Genomic DNA, 21,418 nt, shown 5'->3' on the forward strand with positions numbered 1-21,418 from the left:
CTCGACTCCCGGGATGCTTACGACCGGGACTTGTCCAGCTTCCAGCTCAGCGGACCCGGCAGGTCGACCCGGTGCGCACGGGCCTTGGAGTTCCAGGACCAGCGACCGATCTTGATGCTCCACGAGGAGAAGCCGTTCTCGGTGAAGTTCAGGATGATCGGACCGTACTTCTTGCGCTTGCGAAACATGAGGCCCATCGGAGGTCTCCCCTCGTCACCGTTCCCTGCCGTGTCGAGATCGAACATGCCCGAACCGACAACTTTTGAAACCCTCTCGCTGTCCGCCCTGGACGGTCGTCCACCGGGCACCGCAATCTCTATCCACCAGATAGGTGCTGCGGCACGGTAAACACTGGTCGGGGTGCTCCCGGCCGGCGACCACACGCAGGTCCGCCACTGGCTGAGCGACAGTCCGTCCCGCGCCGGGCAGGCCCGCTTCAGCGCGACCCTCCAGATCGGTCACCTGCTGGTGGGCGTACGCGCCGCCGGGCTGGCCGCCGGCCCGATGGCCGGGTTCGACGCGGCGGGTTGACCCGCGAGTTCGTCCCCGGTAGCCGGCACGAGGCGCTGCTGATGCTCAACCTGGGCCGCCCGGCCCGGACGCCTGGGAGCGGCGGCTGCCCCGGCTCAACACCGAGGAGGTGGTGTGGACGCTGTGAGCCGACCCGAGGTCAGCGCGGCTCCCACGCGTCGGGCAGCGCGGTGAGCTTGCGGACGTGCGCGGGCAGTCGACCGCTGACGATCTCGGCGAGGCTCACCTCGTCGACGACCCGCCGCACGGCGGCGCGCACCGCCACCCACAGTCCGGGCAGGTTCTCCGCCGAGCCCTCGTACCGGGTCTCCTCGGGGCGCAGCCCGCGTACCCCGGCCAGTGGGCCCTCGACGGCGCGCAGCACCGCGCCGACGGTCACCTCGCGTGGTGGACGGGCCAGTGTGTAGCCGCCCTCGGCGCCGCGCTGGGCGCGGACAACGCCGGCCCGGCGCAGATCCGCCAGGACCGCCTCCAGGAACTTGCGGGGCATGTCCTGCTCCGCGGCGATGGCCTGGGTGGACAGCAGCGAGGGGTACGCGGTGGCGAGGCTCAACGCCGCCCGTACCGCGTAGTCGCCGCGCGCGGAGATCTGCACAGTGCCATCATGCCCGCCCGGTGCCGCCCGGCCCTCCGGTGGGCGGCCCGGGTCTCGTGGCGTGCCCGCCGTTTGCGGGTTCGCCCGGGGTGCCGGGGCGGAACCAGCCGCCGTTGACGCCCGTCGACTCGGCCGGCGGTCGAGGTCGGACCACCCGGCCGGCCACCGGTTGATCCCGGGCGGCCCGGAATGCGCCGGGGCTGACGCCGACCTCGCGGGTGAAGAAGCGCCCGAAGTTCGTGGGTTCGGAGAAGCCGAGCCGCCGGCCGATCTGGGCGATCGGCTGATCCGTCGCGGCCAGTAACCGGCCGGCCTGCAGCGCGACCCGCTCGTCGATGACCTGTTTGGCGCTGCGACCGGTGACGGCCAGGCAGGCCCGGGTCAGGGTCCGTACCGAGCAGCCGAGCTCGACCGCGTAGTCCTCCACCCGCCGGGTGTACGGGTAGCCGTGTTCCACCTCGCGGCGGAACCGGTGGAACGTCTCGTCCTCGGGGCGGGCCGGTGACCGGTCGTCGTGGGCCACGGCAAGCCGCAGCAGCAGCACTGCCAGTTGATGCCGGAGCAGCGCGCGGGCGATGGGGCCGTCGGGGTGCCGCCGGCAGTCCACCGCCAACTGGCTCACCTCGCTGATCACCGCGTCCTCGTCCTCACCGGCCAACTGCCGCCAGGTCGCTGTCGTGGTCAGGTCGACGTCGAAGCCGCGCAGCGTCTCGGCATCCCAGGCGACCACTGTGGCGTCGAACTGGGGGCCGGCGCAGCGCAGCACCTGGCCGGGGCGGACCCGCAGCAGTGTGCCGGGCCGGCACGGCAGCAGATGAAAGTCGAGTTCCGCGTCGCCGTGCCCACGCGTGGTGAGAATCAACAGCTCGCGCTCGACGATCACCGGCCGACGCCAGCCCGGGGCGCCGGCAAGATCGGCCAGCGCGAACGTGGCTATCTCGTCGGTGACGGGAGACGCCGTTCCGATCGATGGCGCGGGGGAGGGATCGGTGGAGACCATCGCCTGCGACGGTAGCCCGAACCGCAGGTCACCGCATCCCGATCGACGTTCGCAGCGGGAATCCGCGGCAAGCTGTGGGCTTGTCCCGGTCCCGACGGCCGGGCTACGTTACCCGGCGGTAGCGCCGTCGGTCGGCGATCCACCGGTATCCGCCGGCCACCCGACCGGCCGGCGGCACCCGCCGACTCGCGATGGGATGGGCATGACGCAGCTGTTCTCGGTCGAAGGTAAGACGGTTCTGGTCACCGGCGGCTCGCGGGGGATCGGGCTGATGATCGCCCAGGGCTTCGTCCGGGCCGGCGCACACGTGATCATCTCGTCCCGCAAGGCGGACGTCTGCGAGGCGGTCGCCACCACCCTGTCCGCCGAGGGGCGCTGCGAGGCAATCCCCGCCGACCTCAGCGACGACGCCGGCGCCGAGTCGCTGGCCGCCGCCGTACGCGAGCGCTTCGGCCACCTCGACGTGCTGGTCAACAACGCCGGCGCGACGTGGGGCGCACCGCTGGAGGACTACCCCGAGGCCGCGTTCGACAAGCTCTGGGCGGTGAACGTCAAGGCCGTCTTCCGGCTCACCACCGCGCTGCTGCCGGCGCTGCGCGCCGCCGCCAGCGCCGACGACCCGGCCCGCGTGATCAACATAGGGTCGATCGACGGCATCCGGGTGCCGATGATGGAGGTGTACGCGTACTCGGCCACCAAGGCGGCCGTGCACATGCTCACCCGCAGCCTCGCCCACCAGCTCGCCGGTGAGCAGATCACCGTCAACGCGATCGCGCCCGGCCCGTTCGAGAGCAAGATGATGGCGTTCGCGCTCGACGACCCGGCGAGCCGGGCCGCCATCGAGCAGCAGGTGCCGCTGGGCCGCATCGGGCGCCCCGAGGACATGGCCGGCACTGCCATCTACCTCTCGTCGCGCGCCGGCGCGTACCTCACCGGGGCGGTCATTCCCGTCGACGGCGGCATCACCACGCACGGCTGAGCACCGGCCGACCCAGGAACGCTGCCCGCGTACTCCCTGGGTGTGTGCCGGGGCCGCGCGGACTCGGCAGATCCGCGCGGCCCCGGTATGGCCGGTGTTGCAGGTTCGGGCGGTCAGCGACCGGCGAGCAGCCGGTTCACCGCCGTGTCGACGTCCAGGTGCTCGGCCTCACGGCCGCGCGGGACGACGACGTAGGTCCGTCGAAGGAAACGCACCAGGACGCTGCGCGGCACCTCGAAGAGGGCGTTGCCGTCCGGTGACGAGAGGGCCAGCGCGACGAAGTCGCCGCGCGGTGTGGCCCAGGGCCAGACCCGCACATCCCCAATGCCGGCCGGCTCGTCCAGGCCGGTGACCAGAAGTTCGCGAGCGAACGACCAACTCACCGCCTCGCCCCCTGCCGATTCGGCATGGAACAGGACATGGACCGCATACGGGTCAGCAGGGTCGTAACGCAGACTGGCACGCACCGGCAAGGCGGTGGCGTCAGGTGCGACGAGCCTTAGCGACGTCTCGACCTCTACGGTCGTCGGTCGGATGACACTCATGGACGTTCTCCCCCCGGCACCGCTGCGGAACGCGCGTGTCCCGCTTTTCCCATACTCAGGTGCTACTCCTGGCTACGCTCCGCCATACGCTGACTTCACCCAGTGGTGGGAAGGGGGACGGAAAGGCCGCGTGAATGTGAGCATTCATGTAGGATTTCCGGTTCTGCCCAGTGCGTGATCCCGCCCGGTATCGGGTGGCTCAGTCGTCGACTTACTCCGGTAACGTCCAGTCGGCCGTTGCAGTGACGGGCCCGAGCGACACTGGGGGGTGAAATGGTGACGAAGCAATCCTCAGTGGAGCCGGCGGCGGCGCCCGGCCCGCCGAAAGTCGCGGTCCGAGCAGCCGAAAAGCGGGGGTACGGAGTGCCGATGGAACAGCCCGAACGGGCCGGTCGGCCGGCGTCCGACGCCGGTCGTCCCGGTGATGATGGCGCCGGTCGTGGTGGCGACGCCGCCGTTGGTCGTGGTGGCGGCACCGGTGTTGGTGGCCGTGCCGGCGTCGACGCCGGCCGTGGTGGCGGAGTCGCCGTGCAGGAGCGGCCGCGTCGGCCCCGCTGGCGTGAGCGGATCTCGCTGACCCTCGACCTCATCCGCGCCAACCCCACCGGCCGGATCGCACTCAAGATCTTCATCACCATCGCCGGTGCGCTGGTGGTGACCATCGGCATCGCCCTCATCCCGCTCCCCGGGCCGGGATGGCTGCTGGTGATCGCCGGCCTGGGCATCTGGGCCGTCGAATACCACTGGGCGCGCCGGCTGCTCGGCTTCACCCGCCGCCACGTCCACGGATGGACACGCTGGGTAACGAAACAGTCGCTGCTGGTGCGAATCGTGCTCGGCTCCGTCGGCCTGGTCTTCGTGGCCACGGTGGTCTGGCTGTCCCTCAAGTACAGCCTCGGCATCGACGTGGTAGCCGCGGCAATGCACTACCTCGCGACCCACTGACCCCGGATTTCCGGTCCGGTTCCACGATCGGGTAGAGTCAGTGGCGCTGAGGGCGATTAGCTCAGTGGGAGAGCGCTTCGTTCACACCGAAGAGGTCGCTGGTTCGATACCAGCATCGCCCACTCTCAGATTGCGCAGGTCAGAAGCCCGTTACCGGAGTCATCGGTAACGGGCTTTGCGGTATATGCCCTCACATTGGCAGCAGCACGGCTGCTTCTCGATTCGGGCCGCCATGGACCTGCCCGGTTGAGTGACCCGGGTGCGGTCCCGATCGGGCCTGCTGGCTGGAGAAGTCCTACCGCTACCGACGCCCACCCTCACGAGCGGGTGTCCCCGCGCCGTGGCTCACGGGCTGAGTGATGGCCGCCGGTCCGGTGGTCCGCCCACTCGCCAGTCCCCATTGCGAGGTCGCGTAGGCCGCCCCAGCCCGCGAAGGTTGCGCTGGCCTGCAGTCGCCGTAGCGGGGCGATCGTCCGCGACGCTGTTTCGGTGGCCTGACGGCGCAGGGCGTCGTTCTCCGCGGCGAGATCGGCGATGACGGTGGCCGCGGCGTCATCCTGCGCCCCGATGCGGACTCACCACCTCAACAGCCCGATGCAACGGCGGCTTCCGCACCATCGGGGCTGTGCGGTGTCGGAAATCGGCGCCGCCCAGCTGTAGGCAGCACTTCCGATGGTGACATCGACGTGCTTCGGTAAGCACACCACCACCGCACTTCACTGGGAGTAGAGATGACCCGGACTGTTCGGGACGGCTTCTTGGTCAGTCTGACCGCTGGCGCCCTCACCGCAACGCTGGGCCTGCCCGGCGTTGCCACGGCCGAGCCGAAGCACCGGCCCGTCCCGGTCTGCGCGCTCCGACCACTGCACTTACCAGCGGACATGAATGGTCGAGCTCTGGCGGTCGACCCGACTGGTCGGTTCATCGCCGGTATCGGCTACCGAATCGATGACGAAGATTCGCAGCCGCTACTGCTGCTCTGGGCCGGGCCGCCGCGCCGACCCGGGCCTGGGGTGGGGGACGAACCCCGCCTCACCGTCGTCACCATAGGAGCGCCGGGGCAAGTCGAGAGCATCAATCGGTACGGCGTTGCCGTCGGCAATGCCTTCGTCGACAACGTCTACCGCCCCTGGCGCTACCGCAACGGGCGCCTGGAGTGGTTACCCGTCCTGCCGACGGTCTCCAACACCTTGGCGCTGGGGATCAACTCACGCGGCGACATCGTTGGCCAGGGCGCCGTTGAGCAGACCGAGACGTCCCTGCCGCTGCTCTGGCCCGCCGACCGGCCGGGCACCGTCGAGGTGATCGACGCCCCGTCCAACGCTAGCGCGAGGGAGATCCTCGACGACGGCACCATCATCGGTACCGCCGGCAGCTTCGGCTGGGTACGCCATCCCGACGCGAGGACGGACCGGCTCACCGCCCCCGGGGCCCGGTGGTCGGGGATCTCCGCGGCCCAGGGGACCTGGGCAGTTGGTCGCATCGGCACCGGCAGTGAGGACGGGGACAGCACCCTGGTGCGCTGGGACCTGCGGACTGACGTGGCATCCGCTGTGAACCCGGCGCTGGTATCGACGCAGGACGTCAACAGTCGGGGCACAGTGCTCGGCGACCGAGCCGTCGACCACGGCGACCGGCTCGTCGCCCTGGGCGGCGCCATCCCCGGTGTCCAAGACCCCTTCGGCTGGGGGATCGCCGATAACGGCCTCGTCGTAGGCTCGATCAACGGCTCCCGACTGCGCCCAGCGCGCTGGATCAACTGTTGAAAATAGTCGGCACCACGGCTTGTGTCTCCTCACGTCGGAGGCCATGGATGCGCCGAGGGGTCCTTAAGCACCGGCAGTCACGGAGGCGGCTCCAGTTAAGTGGGCGGGTGGGTCGCCAGGTGGGGCCGAATGGTCGGCTGCTGCGCGATCGTGGGATGGCCTTCGCCACCGTCCGACTCAGCCCCGTTGAGTAACCGGCCCCGGCGGACGTGGCCGAGGCGTTCACAGCATCAGAGTGCCGCCCTGATACGCCCCGATCACCACGTCCTGGCCGCCGACCCGCCCGGCGATCACCTCGTCGATCGGCTGGGGATGTGAGCCGAGCTGCGACATGACGATGCCCTCGTCTGGGGTGAGTGCCCGTCCCTGACTGCGATGATCGACGCGTGACGCACATCCCGGACCTGGCGCCCTATGACTACTACCCGGGCTCCCCGGACGCCATTGCCATTGGTTGGCTGGATTCGAGCATGCCCTTCACTGCAGGAGCCTGCCCGCGAGACGTTCGAGATCGGTTGGTGAGCCTCGGCGCCAGACCAGTACGGCTCATGCGTGGATACCACTACTGCCAGTTCTGCCAGGCGGCGGTCGAGCCTCCGCGCGTGATTCGGGCCGACATTCGGCTCTACGAAGCTCCCGATGTTGCGCGCGGGAACGGCGAGATCTGGCTCACCGGAGCGGACGGGACGAACTTCGCTGCACCGGCGCTGATCGGCCACTATGTTGAAGAGCATCGCTACCTGCCGCCTGATGGCTTCATCGAGGCGGTTCGGAGCGGTGTCTCCACCCCCGGCGTCGCATAGTGGGGATCCAGCTTCTGCCGGCCTCGGCTGGCAAGTAAGCAGCACGGCGACGACGCCGACGAGTTTTGGGCGGCGATGTGCGGGCCTGCTGGCAGACGCTGATTGTCGGCGGGCTACAGGTTGTTGATTCGGGCCAGTAGGTCTGCCTCGGTGAGGTTTTCCAGGACCGCGTCCTGCTTGCGGCCCAGGACCGCCAGCAGCTTCTCCTTTTCCAGCTTCTTGGCCGCCGCTGCCTTCGCCGCCTGGTCCTCCGCGAGGCGGACGGCGATGACGTGCTTGACGACCTCCAGCTTGATTTCCAAGGTTGCCTTGGCCGGATTGGCCTCGGTGGCCACGAACGACTCGGTGTCGACGGCCTTGAGCTCCGCGTTGACCGCCTTGGCCACATCATCGAGGCTGAAGCCGGACCTGGCGGTCAGCGGAAGCTCCCACAGCTGTTCCGTGGTCAGCAGTCCCTTGACCGACGGATAGCGGAACTTCTCCCGTGTGGCCTTCTCGAAAATGGTCACGGTAGCCTCTCTGGAATATCTGGTTAAGGAATCAGAACTGGATGCTGATGAGGCGGCGCCGGCCGCCGGTCATGGTCACCTTGGCGACCACAGAGCTGCGGACCGTGGAGCTGAAGCCGAGGCCGGACAGCTGATCCGCAGACGGCTCGCACTTGGTGCGGTCGCCGAGAACCTCGAACACCTTGCGGTGCGGTTGCAGGTCGCTGCGGAGGAACTCGTTGTAGATCCCCCGCGTCGGCTGGTCGTTCACGCACCCCTTCAGGATGAAGAAGTAGTGCCGGTTGCCGACCTCGTTGTCATCGAAGTAGTTCGGCGAGTACATGATGGTGGACACCGGTACGAACTGTTCGGTGGTGATGCCCCACAACTCCTTGCCCGCACTGCCCGGATGCACGTCCTTACCCGGCCGGAAAGCGGTGATCACCCCGTCGGCAACCGTCATCCGGCCCACCTCGACGGTCTCCTTGTGGCCGACCGCGCGCTCGTGGCTGTAATGCTCGATCTTCCCGTTGCTCTCGGTCTCGATCACGAAGCCGACCTGGGTGCTGTCCCGCTTGCGGTACTGGTTCACCTCGATCCGGTACTCACCGTCGGGGACACGGTCGGTCCAGGTGACGTTCTCCACCGGTTCGCGAGAGAGCGGCCCGCTGGCGTTCATGTCGACGTCCAGCTTGTTGCGCTTCTCCTGGTACCAGATGTGGTCGCCGTTGGGTTCGTACACGTGCAGGTCCAGGTCGTCGTGGTTGAACCAGGACAGGCTCACCCGCAGCTTGCCGGTGACGTTGCCGCCGGCCCGCTTGACCTTCTCCCTGATCGAGTCGGTGACGTTGCCGCCGTACGACCAGCCGAAGTCGTTGTCCCACTTGAACAACCGCGGAGCAGCCGGGTGCTGGCCGGTGGTGAGGCTGACGAGGTGCGGCTCGTAGGTGTTGGCGACCCACAGGTCGATGGTGGCGGCGCCGGGCAGGATGTCCTTCATGAAGGAGACCACGGGAATCTCCTCCGGCTTGGCGTCGCGAAGGAGCGCACCTGACGACCGGATGGTGGCCGCCTGCATGAGTAGCCCTTCGATGCCGTCCTTCATCCGCGCCTGGGTGTCGTTGTCGACCCACAGCACGTTGGTGACCGACACGTCGGACAGTTGGGCGAACCGTCGCTGCAACGACTCCTCGATGCCCAGCTCGGCAATGGTCCTCATGGCGGCCTTGACCATGCCCGGGCTGATCAACGCCGTGGGGCGCTGGTAATTCTGCGGCGCCACCTTCGCCTCGAACGACCGGACCGCCTGCTCCAGGTCGACGCCCGCGGAGAGATCCTGGACCAGGGTGCCGATCACCGTGTTGCGGAACCGGGCCGCCGGGTTCATGGCGTTGGCGAAGACGAAGGCACGTTGGTCGGTCGCCTGGGTCCACCAGTTCTGCAGCGAGCGGAACTCGGTCACCGCCCGGCGATGCTCCGCGCCGCGGTAGAGGGCGTTGTCGTCGACGAGGTCGACGACGGTGTCCAGAGCGTGCCGGGTCAGCTCGGCCAGGCCACGCTGGAAGACCTGCACCGCGGCGTCAAAGTTGCCCTGTGCCGCGCGGACGTCCTCGATGCGATGCCGCTCTTCCACCCGGCCGTGCAGGTGGTGCCACACCTCGACCTGGCCGTCGCGCAGCGTCCGGGTGGTCTTCGTCCCGTACTGCGCCTGAGTGGACCGAAAGAGGGTGGACAACGGCAGCGAAAGAACGAACTCGTCCAGAGCGGCGGCGACGACGGAGAAGACCGGGTCGGATGCCGACACCCCGGACCAGACGGTACGGACCCGCCCGTCGTGGATCTCGACGACGTTGCCGAAGTGCTTGATGAAACCGCGGCAGGTCGAGCAGTCGTACTCGGATCGCTCACGGAACCGCAGATTGGTGCCGGCGGGGAAGGAGTCGAGAAAGGCGAGCCAGAGTGAGTCCCGGTCGAGACCGTCGCCGACGGCGTACAACTCACCCCTGGACATCGTGGACAGACGCGAAGTCACATCCGTCACGAACTGCTGGAAATCGCCCACCGTTCATCCCCCTTGATCGCCGGAGATGCTACGCAGCGGACGCCAATCGGAGAAACGCGTTTGCGACTGTCGCACGGTCACAGGCGGGCGCCGGTGGCCGGCGGTCAGTTGACCGGACGTCGTCGCGTAGCTCTTTCAACGCTCGGTTCCCGTGGGGTTGGTACCCGAGCCGGCCAACAGGACGCGTACGACTGCCACGTGGCCGGCTTTGGTCTACGTGACCGGTCCTGCGATTCGGCGTTGCAGGTCGTCGAGTGTGGTCTGTGCGGCGGCGCTGTTGACGGCGTGCCAGCTGAACCGAGCCGAGAAGCGCGTCAGCAAGCCGTCTGACCTTCTGACCGGCTCCGCTGTAGCGACGCGGACCGGCGATCAGTCCTCGACGTCGTATTCGGACTCGTCGACCAGACCCATCACGAAGGTCTCGAAGTCGGGGGCGAGGACCGTGATCTGGTAGTTCCACTCCTGGTCGACGTGCACTACGGCGGGCTCACCGGGCGAGCGGTAGTCGAGGGCGATCATGTCGTGACCCGCCGACGGGCAGTCGGCGATGTAGATGCCGATGTCGGGGTAGCCCCATTCCGCCACCCAGAAAGCGCTGCCGATCTCGCCACAAAGGCTGAACCCGGCAGTTCGACCGACCGATGCCAACGTGTACACGCCAACGTGGTCATCAGCCCAGGAGGTTCGGCTGGGTGCGGGGTGGGCATCACGGGCGAATGAGCCGCCGTTGTGTCGACGGGCCAGGTCGACGTACGCGGTGGGCAACTGGTAGCCAAGCTGCGCTTCCACCGTCCGCAGAACCGCGTCGGTCAGCGGGTCCTCCAGCGGGCCGGAGCCGTCGAAGACAGTTGCGGGATCGAGCACGGGTCGACGGTAGTCGGCTGGGGTCCGGTGTTGAAGTGCCGGTAGCCCCGTTGCGTTCGGCGTGTGAGGGGTTCTAAGGCGGCAGGCAGGCCGGTAGCGTTGGGTGGCACGGCGGCGTGGGCGCCGACGGTGCGTCGCGCGCTACGAGGAGGTCCGGGATGGATTCCTTGCCGGAGTTGACTTTCGGGCAGCGGTTGAAGGTCTACCGGGAGCGGTCCGGGAAGACCCGTGCGGTGCTCGGAGGGTTGGTGGGGCGCAGCGCCGAGTGGGTCAAGGCAGTGGAGACCGATCGCATCCTGCCGCCGTGCATTCACCTGCTGGATCGCATCGCGCGTGCCCTCAAGGTCGAGGTGTCTGCCTTGGTCGGGGAGTTGAGCGCTCGGTCTGCTGTGGTCAACGGGCCGGAGCATCCGGCGCTGGCCTCGGTCCGGGACGCGGTGAACCGCTTCGCAATCTCGGACGAGGCTTCCCCGGAGTCGTTGACGAGCCTGAGGGAACGGCTTGCGGCGGCATGGCGGGCACGCCATCAGGCGTCGGATCACCGTACGGTGCTGGGCGGGTTGTTGCCGGGGCTGCTGCGCGACGTGCAGCGCGCCGCGTTGGCGTACGAGGGTGATGAGCGTCGGCAGGCTCAGGCCCTGTTGGCGGAGACGTTCGGTTTGACGCAGATGTTCCTTGCCTATCAACCCGCCGCGGAGTTGTTGTGGCGGGTTGCGGACCGAGCGATGGTGGCGGCGCAGGAGTCCGGCGACCCGGAGGCGGTCGCGGGCGCGGGGTGGTTCCTGTGCCAGGTGCATCGGGATGCCGGTGACTGGGACACCGCGATGGCGGTGACCCTGGAGCTACTGTCGGCGCTGGAGCCGCGTACAGCCGACGGGAACATGAACCTGCTGGCGCTCTGGGGTGCACTGAACTTCGAGGCTGCCTACACTGCCGCCCGTGCTGGTGAGGAAGGCCGGGCCTGGCGGTACTGGGATCGTGCCGACCAGGTGGCGCAGCACCTGCCGCAGAGCTTTTATCAGCCGCAGTCGTCGTTCTCACGGATCATCATGGGCGCCCACGCGGTGACCGTGGCGGTGGAGTTGCAGAAGTCCGGGGAGGCAGTGCGGCAGGCACGCCGTCATGACTACGCAGCGATCCCGTCGAGGCCGCGCCGGGCACGCCATCTCATCGAGGTCGCGCGGGCGCACTACGGCAAAGACGACAAGGAAGCGGCCGTGATGACCCTCCGGCAGGCGTACGAGTCGGCCCCGGAAACGATCCGCTTCAACGGGTACGCCCGCCAGATCACCTTGGACCTGCTCGACGGTCCACGTTCCACTCGTGACGACGCCCGTGACCTTGCGATCAAGGTCGGTCTGCTCTCGTGATCCAGGGGTAGAAACCTTACCCATTCCGCTCCGCGACCCACCGTAGCTTCTTGCTCACGGGATGCGGCGGGCGGTGCGGGTATCGCCTGGTCGCCGCGTCTCTCAGCTTCGAGGGCAGGAGGCCGTCCTCGTGCTCGAACGAGGGAGGGTCCGTGCGGCGCGTCTCTTATGACGAGTACCTCTCGGCCACCGCTCTGACTCTCGCCCGCAGGCATCGGCCGGTGTGGTCGTGGCGACACTGGCGGCATATCTGCCGCTGCGGAGCCGACCTGCCGTGCCGTGCCCGGCACCGGATTCCGATCAGTCGCGGCCACTGGCCGCAGGAAGGTGAGCAGTGAGCAGCGGGCAGCAGAAAACGATCATCGCGGTCCACGTCCGAGGGCGGGACGGCATGTGCAGTGGCTGCCGGACGTGGTGGGCGCGGCTCACGTCGTATCCGTGCTGGCAGGTCGAACGGGCGCCCAGCCGGCAGGCACGGGCGATCACCGCTCGCTTCCTGGCGGGTGTGCGGTGACCGTCCACGGCCTGGTCATGCCGATCTGGAGCTGCGGTGGCTGCGGCCTGCCCTGGCCGTGCGCGACCCGGAAGCGCGAGCTGCGGGCGGAGTATGCGGATGCCCCCGTGTCGCTGGCTCTCTACCTCGGGTCCTACCTCGTTCAGGCAACCGAGGACATGCCCTGGACGCCGGCGGGCGTGCTGCACCGCCGGTTCCTCGGATGGACCAGGGAGGCCGACCAAGCCGTGCCAGCAGTACAGCAGCTAAGTACAGCAACCGTGCCGGCCGAATCGAACCGAGAAGCGCGCCAGCAGGCCGTCTGACCTCGCATCAAGCCCGAGCCGACCTGCTCGCCGAGAATTCACACCGAGGCGGTCGATTTCGAGCACGCCCTCCGTTGACAGCATTCAGGGGGCATCGAGCGCTGGGGTTGGTTGACGGACGAGCCAAGGGCATGATCAGGCGGTGACTTCCTGGTCGACGTGGGGTGAGTGGTTGGCGACTTTGCCGCCGGATGTCCGCGACTCTGCTTTATCGCTGGCGGAGAGGTTCAAGGAGCTTGGAGCCCAAGACCCGGAGGGGTGGGCTAGGTCGGAGATCAGCGAGAATATTCCGCAGCTGGCTCGGTTCATGGTTTTGCGCGCCCTGTGGCGGGAGGCGATTTCTCCGTGGATGGATGCCAGTGCTCTGTGCGACGTGGCGGCCGCGTGGCGGCTGATTGAGGCAGGCGCGGTCACCCTGTCCCCGAGGTTTCTTACCTGTAGCGACGCCCCGGCCGCGCGCTCTGCGTGACCGATCACGCGGCCAGGCCCCGGGGCGTCCTCGCCGTCTGGGTCTAGGACGGGAACACCGTGCGGAGCACGTCGGAGACCAGTTGGCGCAGCTCTGGTGGGTTTTCTTCGGCACGAAGGTTCAGCAGGGTGATGAGGCGGCCGCGAACTCCCGGGTGGTCGTTGGCCAGGAATATGCGCAGGCCGGTCTCCTGGAAGGCGTGCCGCAGGTCGGTGCATGGATCGTCCCCGGTGTCGCTGCCCGTGACGCGCAGGTACGTGCAGTACCAGGCGTCAGCCGCACCGATGATCTCGTAGTCGGTTCCCGTTCGGAGATGTTCGAGCAGCCTGGTCTGGACGCGCCGGCGGCCGAAGACGGCGAGCGCTGGTCTGATGTGTCGTTGAGTGTGACTTGGGTCAGGTTCGTAGACGGCCGCGAGCATCAGCGGTTCGAACAACTCCTCGGGCTGCGGCGGTACCGCCTTTCGCATGATCATCAGGGCCACGCTGCTTTGCCAGTGCCGCCGGGCCCGCGGGTCGTTACGCTCGTCGCCGGAAGGTGCCAGCGGCGCTGTGAGGTTGAGAGCGTTGAGTACGTCCACAAGTGACCGCTCGTACCGGTCATAGCGCTCGAAGCGACCCTCACCCACGGCCGAGACTCTACGTCGGCGCACGCGGCGACTGCGGCCTGCGCAAGCAAGCAGTGGGCGCCTGGGACTGTCAGAATCGTGTCGACGGAGCCGGTGCGCGGAGGCGAGGAGAAGGCATGAGCGACTGGAACGACAAAATCATCGCTGAGTTTCGCGACAACGGTGGGCAGGTCGGCGGTCAGTTCGCTGGCGCTCCGCTGCTGCTGTTGCACACGGTGGGCGCCAAGAGCGGCCAGCCCCGCGTGAACCCGATGATGTACCAGAAGGTGGACGGCGGCTATGCCGTGTTCGCGTCCAAGGGCGGTGCGCCCAGCAATCCCGACTGGTACTACAACCTGCTCGCTAACCCCAAGGCCCAGGCGGAGATCGGTACGGACAAGGTCGAGTTGGTCGCCAGAGTGGCCGCCGGGGACGAACGGGAACGGATCTGGAGCGCGCAGAAGGCCGCGTATCCAGGCTTCGCCGACTACGAGCGGAAGACCACCCGCCAGATCCCAGTCGTCGTACTGGAACCCGCGCGGTAGGCACTCGACGTCACGTCGGTGCACCCGCGGCGCGCTCGCCCGCATGGCGTGAACGATCTCGCCCACCTCCACCACGAAGGTGGCCCGGTCACCGAAGCGACGTTTCATCAGCCCGCGAGACTGGCAGCGGCATGCCGCACGACAGTCCATTCGCGAGGCATTGAAAGATGTTGACGTAGATCATCTTGCTGGCTACGGTGAGCGCGCTGTGACGTACTGATGATACGGGGGCCGCAATGTTCGTCGGATCAACGTTGGATGCGCGCACCCGTCTCACTCGCCGTGGTGTTGCCGCATTGGCCGCGTCGCTGGCACTGGCCGCCGGTTCGATGCTGGTGGCACCGCCTGCGTCGGCGGCCGTCCGAGGGCCCTCCGGGACGAAGGCGCCTCTTCAGCCGGCAATCAGCTTCCCGGGCGGCGACAGCGCCGCCGAAGGTGGCCAGATTGCCATCACGTTCGCCGCGAACGGCGACACTCGGGTGACCAAGTTCCGCTACAGCGTCGACAACACGCATCTGGACGGCGAGGTTCAAGCGGCCTCGGACGGCACGGCCAGTGTGACGATCGACGTAGGCAGCGTGACGGGTGAGCGACCGGTGTACGCGGTGGCGGTCGACCGCCGCGGCCGGCTGAGCCCCATGACGCAGGGAAGCTTCACGGTGTCTGCCATCTGGAGCCTCCAGGGCCAAGCGTTCGACACAACCACCTGGCTGCCGTTGGAGGGGGCGACAATTCGGCTGGAGCCGGCCGGGATCGAGGTCGTGACTGGCCCCGATGGTGCCTTCCAGTTCGTTGTCGACCCAGGTCTGTACAACCTCATCGGCACCTACGCTGGCCCGCCCAGCCTTTACGGCAGCCAGCAGGTGGAGCTTGACAACCAGGGGATGCGGTTCGACCTGTACCTCTTCCCGGACTCCGGGAGCTGATGTCCAGCCTCCGCGATGATGGATCGGGATGCCTGGCCCTGGCGCTTGGCGCCGGGGCCATCTTCCTGCCGCCAGGCTGAGGAGGGCGGCTGGACGGTCAGATCCCGACGCGGCGCGTCCGTCGGCGGGCGCGCGCCCGCCGACGGACCTCAACGCAAGACGCCGCCTATGGTTTGCGGGCGAGGAGCCCGACAAAGGTGTGATAGGTGTCGGTCTGCACCGTAGCCGGTGCGTCCGGCTCTGGGCGCCACTCGGCCAGCGGCACCAGCCCCGGCTCCAACACCGTCAGGCCATCGGCGAACGAGAGGATCTCCTCGTCGGTACGCCAGCGGCCGGTGCCCAGCGACTCGTTGAAGACCCGCTCGACCTCGCGGGCCTTGCGGGAGCCCTCCGGGTCTCGCTCGCCCGGGTCGCGGAAGTGCGAGATCGCCACGTAGCTGCCGGAGGGCAGCGCGTCGATCAACGCGGCCGCCACCGCCTTCGGGTCCTCGTCGTCGCCGAGGTGGTGCAGGATCGCGAAGAGCAGCAAGCCGATCGGCCGGTCGAAGTCGAGGAACCGGCGTACGTCCGGGTGGTTGAGGATCGCCTCCGGCTCCCGGATGTCCGCCTGGATCACCGTCGCGGTGCCCTCCGCGGCGAGCAGGGCCCGCCCGTGCGTCAGGACGATCGGGTCATTGTCCACATAGACCACCTGAGCCTTTGGGTTCTGCTCGGTGGCGACCTCGTGCACGTTGCCCTGGGTGGGCAGCCCCGAACCGATGTCGAGGAACTGGTCGATGCCCGCCTCGCTGACGAGGAAGCGAATCACTCGACGCAGGAAGGCCCGGTTCGCCTGGCCGGCTGCCGGCCCGTCCGGTGTGATCCGCAGGGCGTGCTCGGCAACCTTCCGGTCGACCTCGAAGTTGTCCTTGCCGCCCAGGAAGAAGTCATAGACCCGGGCCACGCTGGGAATGTTGGGGTCGATACCGGGGGGTGCCGCCTTGTCGCGGGTCACAGGCGTCTCCATTCGATGGGGATTGGCGCAGGTCGAGGTCTGCGGCGGTGCCGGTGTTCCGGCGAGTGTAACGATCGGGAGGATCGAATTTTGCCCCACTGGTATCGCTCCCAGTGAATCGTCCCCTCGGTAATGGCGACACACCGGGTCGCGGCCGGTAGCCGGCCGCGACCCGTCCCGCCCGAGCGACGCGGCCCCGGCGTCAGGAGCAGTTCTTGCCCTTGTTGATGCAGGTGGCGATGCGTTGCATCGTCTGGGCGGAGTTGACGTTGACGAAGTCGTTGTGGTCGGAGAAGGGGTTGTGGTTCTCCTCGGGGAAGGAGTCGAGGGCGTACTGGCCTTTGACCTGCACGTCGCGGGGGATGTCGTAGGCCACTGTGATCCGCAGTTGCGGGATCGCCCGGAAGCCCTGTGGGCAGCCGCCGGTGGCCTTGTCGGCGAACGCGACGTGGTTGCGGTGGTTGTCGCTGTCGACGTTCCTGCCGTCCCAGCAGCCGGGGAAGTCGTGGACGCGCTGCACCTGGCTGCCGGCGGGGCAGATCGGGTACTTGTCGGAGAGCCGGTCGGTGAAGCCCGAGCAGGTCCAGGTGGCACGGGCGTTGGCCGGGCCACGGCTGGTGGGCTTGGCGTCACCGGTGAGGGCCCGCAGGAACTTCGGCATCGGCACCACTTTGCTGACGGGGTTGCCGCGGTATTCGATCAGCACCTGCGCCGGGCGGACGATGCCGCCGGTGTTGCCGGGCAGCTCAAAGTTGGGCCCCTGCGGGTCGGGCAGTGCGGCGGCGCTGGTGGGTGCGCTGCTTGGTGCCGCCGGGGTGCTGGGGGCCTGGTCCAGTGTGCAGCCGGCGAGCGCTTCGAGACCCTGCGGGCGGGGGGCCTGCCGCCCGATCGCGGTGGCGATCCGGTCGAGCACGGCGACCCGCTTGGCGCGTAGCGGTCCGAGGATGGCGTTGTCGACGAAGGCCGGGCCGCCCTGGCCACGGCTGGTGACGAGGCGTTCGTTGGCTTCGGAGATCTGCCGGTCGAGTTCGTCGAGGTTGCGGTTCACCTCGGCGAGCGCCCGATCGGGTACGCCGGGCACCCTGTCCCGCACGGCGGGGCACTGGATCCGCGGATTCGCGGCCTGGGCCGCCTTCACACTCGAACGGTGGGCGCTGCCGGGCATCCGGGCGTGCATGTCGTCGTAGCTGACATCACAGTCGACAAGCGAGACCAGGCCAGGCTGGTTACCGCCGGCGGTAGTGATCGTGGTGCTGATCTGCCTGATCATCGCGGCACGTCGGGCCCGCAGCGAGTCGATGACCTCCCGGTTGAAGGCGGCGTCGATGCGGCCCCGGCTGCCGGTCATCCGCTGGTTCGCGGCGGCCTGCTGGCGATCCAGCTCGGCCAGCAGTCGGTCGACGGTGCTGCGGGCCCCGGTGGGGACGGCCCGCAGCCGTTTGCCGACCGAGGGGCAGACGACCATCGGCTGGGTCTGGGCGAGGGCCTGCTGGACGCCCTTGCCGCTGCGAACGGTCTTGTCGATTCGCACCACCGGCCAGAAGTAGGACGACTTGTCGCCGTTGCGGCAGGTGGTGCCGGAGGCGTCCAGATCGGCGTCGGAGGAGTTCGCGGTGATGGCCAGGTTGCCGACGAAGTCGTGGACGTGTTCGGCGCCGTTGCGGATGCCGGGCTGGGCCACCGGGTTGTCCGGGCTGAACTTGCCGTTGCCGTTCGTGCCGCAGTCGACGGTGAACCGGCCGGTCGACGCACCGGCGGCCGGCCTCGGGTTCCGCACGTTCGGCGGCACGTTCTCGATCGACACGAACTGGTCCAGGCTGGTGGCGGCATCCGCGGTGCCCTTGCCGCCACTGGAGACGAAGGTGGCGGTGAGCGCGCCGGTGGCCGCCAGCACGAGCGCGGCCATGGCGATTCGGGCCGGCCGGGTCTGGACCAGTGCGGTCCCGTTCTTTCTGCGGTTCATCGGAATCTCCTCAAAGCCGGAAAGGGCTCCGGTGATGTGCTGTCTCCCCTCGGTACGGGCCAACGGGCGGTCAACGGTCAGCGGTCACCGGGCACGTCATGGTTCGGTAAGAAGTCGGGCATGAGCCGCGCCGATCACCGGCCGAGGCGTGAGACACGTTGGCGATCATCGATCTCTTGCTGCATCGTCGAGGTATGACTGGCGTTCGCTCGTCCTCGCTGTTCCGCCGTCTGCGGCCGGGCCTGCTGGCCGCCGTCGTGCTGTCGACGGCGGTGCTCGGCACCGCTCTGAGCGCCGCACCGGCGGCCGACGCCGGCACCGTGACGCCCGCCGCGTACCCGCGGGTCGCCCCGGCACCCGGTGGGGCCGCGGGGTCCGTCGCAGCGCCGGCCGGAACCGCGCCGCCAACGTCGCCGACGCCGTCCGGTACGCCGAGCACCTCGCCCGCCCTGCCGAGTGCGCCCACGAACCTGACCGCCAGCGAGGTCCGGAGCGCGTCGGTCACCCTCACCTGGACGGCCGCCGCGCCCGGCTGCTGCGCCATCACCGGGTACGACATCACGTACTACCAGGAGTTCGGCGACATCGTCTTCAGCGCCAGCGTCGGGGCCGTCACCAGCACCACGATCACCGGCCAGCTTGGGGCGGGCCAGCAGTACACGTTCCGATTGATCGCCCGGGACAGCCTCGGGCAACGCTCGAACTGGTCGGACGCGCTGACAGTGGTCACACCGGTGACGGACACCGGCCCGGACACCACCCCGCCGACCGCGCCGCAGAACCTGACCGTCGGCGAGGTGACCGCCTCGACCGGCACGTTGTCCTGGTCGCCGTCGACGGACGACGTCGGCGTGCTCGGGTACAACGTCTACCGGTTCGACGGCTGGTTCACCTCGCAATTCGTCGCCACCGTGCCGGGTACGACGTACACGACGCCGCTGCCTGCGTCGACGCCGCTGCGGAACCTGTACTACGTGCGGGCCCGGGACGCGGTGGGCAACGTGTCGATCGCGTCGAACACCGTCACTCTGCCCACGACGACGACTCCGACGCCCCCGCCGCCCTCGACCTGCCGGGTGACCTACCGGAACCAGTCCGAGTGGCAGGGCGGTTTCGTGGCCACGGCGACGGTCCACAACGCCGGGGCGGCACCGATCGACGGCTGGGCCGTCACCTTCAACTTCCCGGGAGACCAGCAGGTGACCTCGGGGTGGAACGCCACGATCGGCCAGACCGGGACCACAGTGACCGCTCGTGACGTCGACTGGAACCGCGTCCTCGCGCCGAACGGCTCGGCGACCTTCGGCGTCCAGGGGCGGTGGAGTGTCAGCGACGCGCCGCCGACCGGCTTCTCGCTGAACGGCGCCCCCTGCACGGCGGGCTGAAGGAGCCTCGTGATTACCCATACGGTTGTGCCCCACCACCGCCGCGCCAGGGCCCTGCTCGGGGCGGTTACGGCCGGCATCCTCACCGTCGCCACCACGCTCGCCGGTGCGCCCGCGCCCGTCTCCGCCGCGAACACGCTCACCATGCGGGGTGCCGACGTCTCCTCGTTGCAGCGCAGCCTGGATCTCGGCGCCAGGTACCACGACGCCGGCGGGGTCGCCCGCGACCCACTGGACATCTTGAGGTCCGTCGGCGTCAACTACGTCCGGCTGCGCGTCTGGAACAACCCGATCAGCGGCTACAACAACAAGAACGCGGTGTTGGGCCAGGCGAGGGCGGCCAGGGCGAAGGGCCTCAAGGTGCTCATCGACTTCCACTACTCCGACACCTGGGCCGACCCTGGCAAGCAGTACAAGCCGGCAGCCTGGGCCGGCCACAGCCTGAGCCAACTGCGCACCGACGTCTACACCTTCACCTACGACGTCTGCGCCAGCCTGCGGGGGCAGGGCACCCCACCGGACAGTGTGCAGATCGGCAACGAGATCAACGTCGGGATGCTGTGGAACGAGGGCAAGGTCGTCAACAACGACTTCGTCCCGCTGGCCGGCCTGCTGAAGCAGGGCTACAACGCGACCAAGGCGTGCGGCAGCGGCATCCCCGTGATGATCCATACCGCAAACGCCGACAGCAACGCCAACGCCCGATGGTTCTACGACGGCATCCGCGCCCAGGGTGTGCAGTGGGACATCACCGCCCAGTCGTACTACTGCATGTGGCACGGCACCCTGGCGAACCTCTACAACAACATCGTCGATCTGCGCGGGCGCTACGGCAAGCCGGTGGTGATCGTGGAGACCGCGTACCCCTTCACCCGGAACAACGCGGACAGCGAGCCGAACGCCATCGGCGACGCGACCTGTGACGGCATCAGCGCGACCTGGTCCGGGCAGGCCCAGGAGTTCGACTGGGTGCAGAACACCGCCCGCAACGCTGGCGCCATCGGCGTCTTCTACTGGGAACCGACCTGGTACGCCGTCCGCGGCAACGGCTGGGATCCGGCCAACATCAACGGCACCGGAAACCAGTGGGACAACATGGCCGTCTTCGACTGGTCAGGGCGGGTGAACCCGGGCGTACGGTGGACGCCCTGACCCACTGCCGAACACTTCACGACCAGGCGGCGGGAAAGGCTCAGCAGGTGCGCGGCTGCCAACTCACCTTCGTCGCGAACATGGGCACATACAGGTCCCCGCCGCCCGGGCGAGCGCAGATCGCGCCGGAAAGCTGCGTCCCGAGGTAGTTGTAGGACCAGGTGATCTCGGCGTTGCGGGAGGTGCGGTTGTAGAAGTTGAAGGCCGGGACGTTGCCGGACCACTCGGTAGTGGTCACCAGAGACGGAGTCGCGGTCGGGCCCTCTGCCGGGTGATCCCAGTTGGGCCAGATGCAGAACGTGCCCTGCGGACAGTTCCCGGGCAGCCAGGCTTCGTTCGATGCTTGGGAGCTTGCCGCCGAAGCGGCGGGGGCGGTGGCCAGCACGCTGGCGACGGACGCGGCGAGGGCGATGGATTTTAACAGCACGATTCACCTACTTGCATCGATAGCCATGGATGAATGCCAAAAGGCTACCGGTGGAAATTTGAAGGGTCAAGCAATAGGAGCGCTGATCAAGGTGTCGCCGCCGATCAGCCCCGGGCCTGCGTCGGATCGTCGCCCTGTCGGGCCGGGGATGGGCAGAACGCCGATAACGGCGCCGATCTGTCG

23 protein-coding genes and 1 tRNA gene are annotated in these 21,418 nt (G+C 68.4%); 13 read left to right on the forward strand and 11 right to left on the reverse strand.

Annotation, left to right across the window (positions count from 1 at the left end):
* Window positions 1-17: 17 nt before the first annotated feature.
* Window positions 18-197 carry a DUF4236 domain-containing protein gene (locus KBX08_RS23390; RefSeq protein WP_210785537.1) on the reverse strand — a complete coding sequence of 60 codons (180 nt, stop codon included), beginning with the start codon at window positions 195-197 and terminating at the stop codon, window positions 18-20.
* A gap of 163 nt (window positions 198-360) precedes the next feature.
* Between KBX08_RS23390 and KBX08_RS33980 the strand changes: the two genes are divergently transcribed.
* Window positions 361-531, forward strand: a complete 171-nt coding sequence (locus KBX08_RS33980) for a hypothetical protein (protein WP_247669924.1) — start codon at window positions 361-363, stop codon at window positions 529-531.
* 139 nt (window positions 532-670) lie between these two features.
* On the opposite strand, the gene KBX08_RS23400 is transcribed toward KBX08_RS33980, so the two are convergent.
* Together KBX08_RS23400 and KBX08_RS23405 are read right to left on the reverse strand one after the other, a co-directional pair.
* On the reverse strand, window positions 671-1,126 hold the full coding sequence (locus KBX08_RS23400; RefSeq protein WP_210785538.1) for an Rrf2 family transcriptional regulator: 456 nt from the start codon (window positions 1,124-1,126) through the stop codon (window positions 671-673).
* Between the two features lie 7 nt (window positions 1,127-1,133).
* Window positions 1,134-2,126 (reverse strand): helix-turn-helix transcriptional regulator, encoded by a 993-nt coding sequence (locus KBX08_RS23405; RefSeq protein ID WP_210785539.1) that lies wholly within the window; start codon window positions 2,124-2,126, stop codon window positions 1,134-1,136.
* Between the two features lie 202 nt (window positions 2,127-2,328).
* On the opposite strand from KBX08_RS23405, the gene KBX08_RS23410 reads away from it, so the two are divergent.
* Window positions 2,329-3,105 (forward strand): glucose 1-dehydrogenase, encoded by a 777-nt coding sequence (locus KBX08_RS23410; RefSeq protein ID WP_210785540.1) that lies wholly within the window; start codon window positions 2,329-2,331, stop codon window positions 3,103-3,105.
* Between the two features lie 113 nt (window positions 3,106-3,218).
* On the opposite strand, the gene KBX08_RS23415 is transcribed toward KBX08_RS23410, so the two are convergent.
* A complete protein-coding gene (locus KBX08_RS23415; RefSeq protein WP_007457244.1) occupies window positions 3,219-3,650 on the reverse strand; it encodes an SsgA family sporulation/cell division regulator in 432 nt (143 codons plus the stop codon).
* 294 nt (window positions 3,651-3,944) lie between these two features.
* Here KBX08_RS23415 and KBX08_RS23420 point away from each other — a divergent pair, with 294 nt between their 5' ends.
* The 4 genes from KBX08_RS23420 (at window position 3,945) to KBX08_RS23435 (ending at window position 7,164) form a co-directional block, all read left to right on the forward strand.
* Window positions 3,945-4,595, forward strand: a complete 651-nt coding sequence (locus KBX08_RS23420; protein WP_374101966.1) for a TIGR02611 family protein — start codon at window positions 3,945-3,947, stop codon at window positions 4,593-4,595.
* Window positions 4,596-4,645: 50 nt separating this feature from the next.
* A tRNA-Val gene (locus KBX08_RS23425) sits at window positions 4,646-4,717 on the forward strand.
* Window positions 4,718-5,476: 759 nt separating this feature from the next.
* Complete coding sequence (locus tag KBX08_RS23430; RefSeq protein ID WP_210785542.1) at window positions 5,477-6,361, forward strand: hypothetical protein; 885 nt, start codon at window positions 5,477-5,479, stop codon at window positions 6,359-6,361.
* A 386-nt stretch (window positions 6,362-6,747) separates the two neighbouring features.
* Entirely contained in the window at window positions 6,748-7,164 is a 417-nt protein-coding gene (locus KBX08_RS23435) for a hypothetical protein (RefSeq protein ID WP_210785543.1), read from the forward strand.
* Window positions 7,165-7,277: 113 nt separating this feature from the next.
* Here the strand turns inward: KBX08_RS23435 and KBX08_RS23440 are convergent, their stop codons facing one another.
* The 3 genes from KBX08_RS23440 to KBX08_RS23450 form a co-directional block, all read right to left on the reverse strand.
* On the reverse strand, window positions 7,278-7,673 hold the full coding sequence (locus KBX08_RS23440; protein WP_210785544.1) for a hypothetical protein: 396 nt from the start codon (window positions 7,671-7,673) through the stop codon (window positions 7,278-7,280).
* A gap of 31 nt (window positions 7,674-7,704) precedes the next feature.
* Window positions 7,705-9,714: a hypothetical protein gene (locus tag KBX08_RS23445; RefSeq protein ID WP_210785545.1), complete on the reverse strand. Its 2,010-nt coding sequence runs from the start codon at window positions 9,712-9,714 to the stop codon at window positions 7,705-7,707.
* 369 nt (window positions 9,715-10,083) lie between these two features.
* Window positions 10,084-10,578 (reverse strand): SMI1/KNR4 family protein, encoded by a 495-nt coding sequence (locus KBX08_RS23450; RefSeq protein WP_210785546.1) that lies wholly within the window; start codon window positions 10,576-10,578, stop codon window positions 10,084-10,086.
* A 158-nt stretch (window positions 10,579-10,736) separates the two neighbouring features.
* Between KBX08_RS23450 and KBX08_RS23455 the strand changes: the two genes are divergently transcribed.
* The 3 genes from KBX08_RS23455 (at window position 10,737) to KBX08_RS23460 (ending at window position 12,767) form a co-directional block, all read left to right on the forward strand.
* Window positions 10,737-11,948: a transcriptional regulator gene (locus KBX08_RS23455; RefSeq protein WP_210785547.1), complete on the forward strand. Its 1,212-nt coding sequence runs from the start codon at window positions 10,737-10,739 to the stop codon at window positions 11,946-11,948.
* 334 nt (window positions 11,949-12,282) lie between these two features.
* The gene (locus KBX08_RS33985) at window positions 12,283-12,462 is read left to right on the forward strand and encodes a hypothetical protein (protein ID WP_307850618.1); all 180 of its coding nucleotides are present in this window, start codon (window positions 12,283-12,285) and stop codon (window positions 12,460-12,462) included.
* Complete coding sequence (locus KBX08_RS23460) at window positions 12,459-12,767, forward strand: hypothetical protein (RefSeq protein WP_210785548.1); 309 nt, start codon at window positions 12,459-12,461, stop codon at window positions 12,765-12,767. The genes KBX08_RS33985 and KBX08_RS23460 overlap by 4 nt, the downstream gene beginning before the upstream one ends.
* Window positions 12,768-13,279: 512 nt before the next feature.
* Here KBX08_RS23460 and KBX08_RS23465 read toward each other — a convergent pair.
* Window positions 13,280-13,864: a hypothetical protein gene (locus KBX08_RS23465; protein ID WP_210785549.1), complete on the reverse strand. Its 585-nt coding sequence runs from the start codon at window positions 13,862-13,864 to the stop codon at window positions 13,280-13,282.
* Window positions 13,865-13,980: 116 nt separating this feature from the next.
* Between KBX08_RS23465 and KBX08_RS23470 the strand changes: the two genes are divergently transcribed.
* Window positions 13,981-14,388, forward strand: a complete 408-nt coding sequence (locus KBX08_RS23470) for a nitroreductase family deazaflavin-dependent oxidoreductase (RefSeq protein WP_210785550.1) — start codon at window positions 13,981-13,983, stop codon at window positions 14,386-14,388.
* A 236-nt stretch (window positions 14,389-14,624) separates the two neighbouring features.
* A complete protein-coding gene (locus tag KBX08_RS23475) occupies window positions 14,625-15,314 on the forward strand; it encodes a hypothetical protein (RefSeq protein ID WP_210785551.1) in 690 nt (229 codons plus the stop codon).
* A gap of 166 nt (window positions 15,315-15,480) precedes the next feature.
* Here KBX08_RS23475 and KBX08_RS23480 read toward each other — a convergent pair whose 3' ends face one another.
* Entirely contained in the window at window positions 15,481-16,308 is an 828-nt protein-coding gene (locus tag KBX08_RS23480; RefSeq protein ID WP_210785552.1) for an SAM-dependent methyltransferase, read from the reverse strand.
* A 202-nt stretch (window positions 16,309-16,510) separates the two neighbouring features.
* A complete protein-coding gene (locus KBX08_RS23485) occupies window positions 16,511-18,271 on the reverse strand; it encodes a DUF1996 domain-containing protein (protein ID WP_210785553.1) in 1,761 nt (586 codons plus the stop codon).
* A gap of 194 nt (window positions 18,272-18,465) precedes the next feature.
* On the opposite strand from KBX08_RS23485, the gene KBX08_RS23490 reads away from it, so the two are divergent.
* Complete coding sequence (locus KBX08_RS23490) at window positions 18,466-19,656, forward strand: cellulose binding domain-containing protein (RefSeq protein ID WP_210785554.1); 1,191 nt, start codon at window positions 18,466-18,468, stop codon at window positions 19,654-19,656.
* Between the two features lie 78 nt (window positions 19,657-19,734).
* Window positions 19,735-20,808 carry an arabinogalactan endo-beta-1,4-galactanase gene (locus KBX08_RS23495; protein WP_372494840.1) on the forward strand — a complete coding sequence of 358 codons (1,074 nt, stop codon included), beginning with the start codon at window positions 19,735-19,737 and terminating at the stop codon, window positions 20,806-20,808.
* A 40-nt stretch (window positions 20,809-20,848) separates the two neighbouring features.
* On the opposite strand, the gene KBX08_RS23500 is transcribed toward KBX08_RS23495, so the two are convergent.
* On the reverse strand, window positions 20,849-21,235 hold the full coding sequence (locus KBX08_RS23500; protein WP_210785555.1) for a hypothetical protein: 387 nt from the start codon (window positions 21,233-21,235) through the stop codon (window positions 20,849-20,851).
* Window positions 21,236-21,418 lie beyond the last annotated feature (183 nt).

The sequence above is a fragment of the Micromonospora sp. H61 genome (assembly GCF_018070325.1).
Taxonomy (GTDB): domain Bacteria; phylum Actinomycetota; class Actinomycetes; order Mycobacteriales; family Micromonosporaceae; genus Micromonospora; species Micromonospora salmantinae.

Bases quoted from the DNA above. Each gene is read 5' to 3' on its own strand.
- KBX08_RS23490 (WP_210785554.1), top strand. From the start codon at position 18,466: ATGACTGGCGTTCGCTCGTCCTCGCTGTTCCGCCGTCTGCGGCCGGGC.
- KBX08_RS23415 (WP_007457244.1), bottom strand. From the start codon at position 3,650: ATGAGTGTCATCCGACCGACGACCGTAGAGGTCGAGACGTCGCTAAGG.
- KBX08_RS23390 (WP_210785537.1), bottom strand. From the start codon at position 197: ATGGGCCTCATGTTTCGCAAGCGCAAGAAGTACGGTCCGATCATCCTG.
- KBX08_RS23430 (WP_210785542.1), top strand. From the start codon at position 5,477: ATGAATGGTCGAGCTCTGGCGGTCGACCCGACTGGTCGGTTCATCGCC.
- KBX08_RS23485 (WP_210785553.1), bottom strand. From the start codon at position 18,271: ATGAACCGCAGAAAGAACGGGACCGCACTGGTCCAGACCCGGCCGGCC.
- KBX08_RS23405 (WP_210785539.1), bottom strand. From the start codon at position 2,126: ATGGTCTCCACCGATCCCTCCCCCGCGCCATCGATCGGAACGGCGTCT.
- KBX08_RS23410 (WP_210785540.1), top strand. From the start codon at position 2,329: ATGACGCAGCTGTTCTCGGTCGAAGGTAAGACGGTTCTGGTCACCGGC.
- KBX08_RS23455 (WP_210785547.1), top strand. From the start codon at position 10,737: ATGGATTCCTTGCCGGAGTTGACTTTCGGGCAGCGGTTGAAGGTCTAC.
- KBX08_RS23470 (WP_210785550.1), top strand. From the start codon at position 13,981: ATGAGCGACTGGAACGACAAAATCATCGCTGAGTTTCGCGACAACGGT.
- KBX08_RS23475 (WP_210785551.1), top strand. From the start codon at position 14,625: ATGTTCGTCGGATCAACGTTGGATGCGCGCACCCGTCTCACTCGCCGT.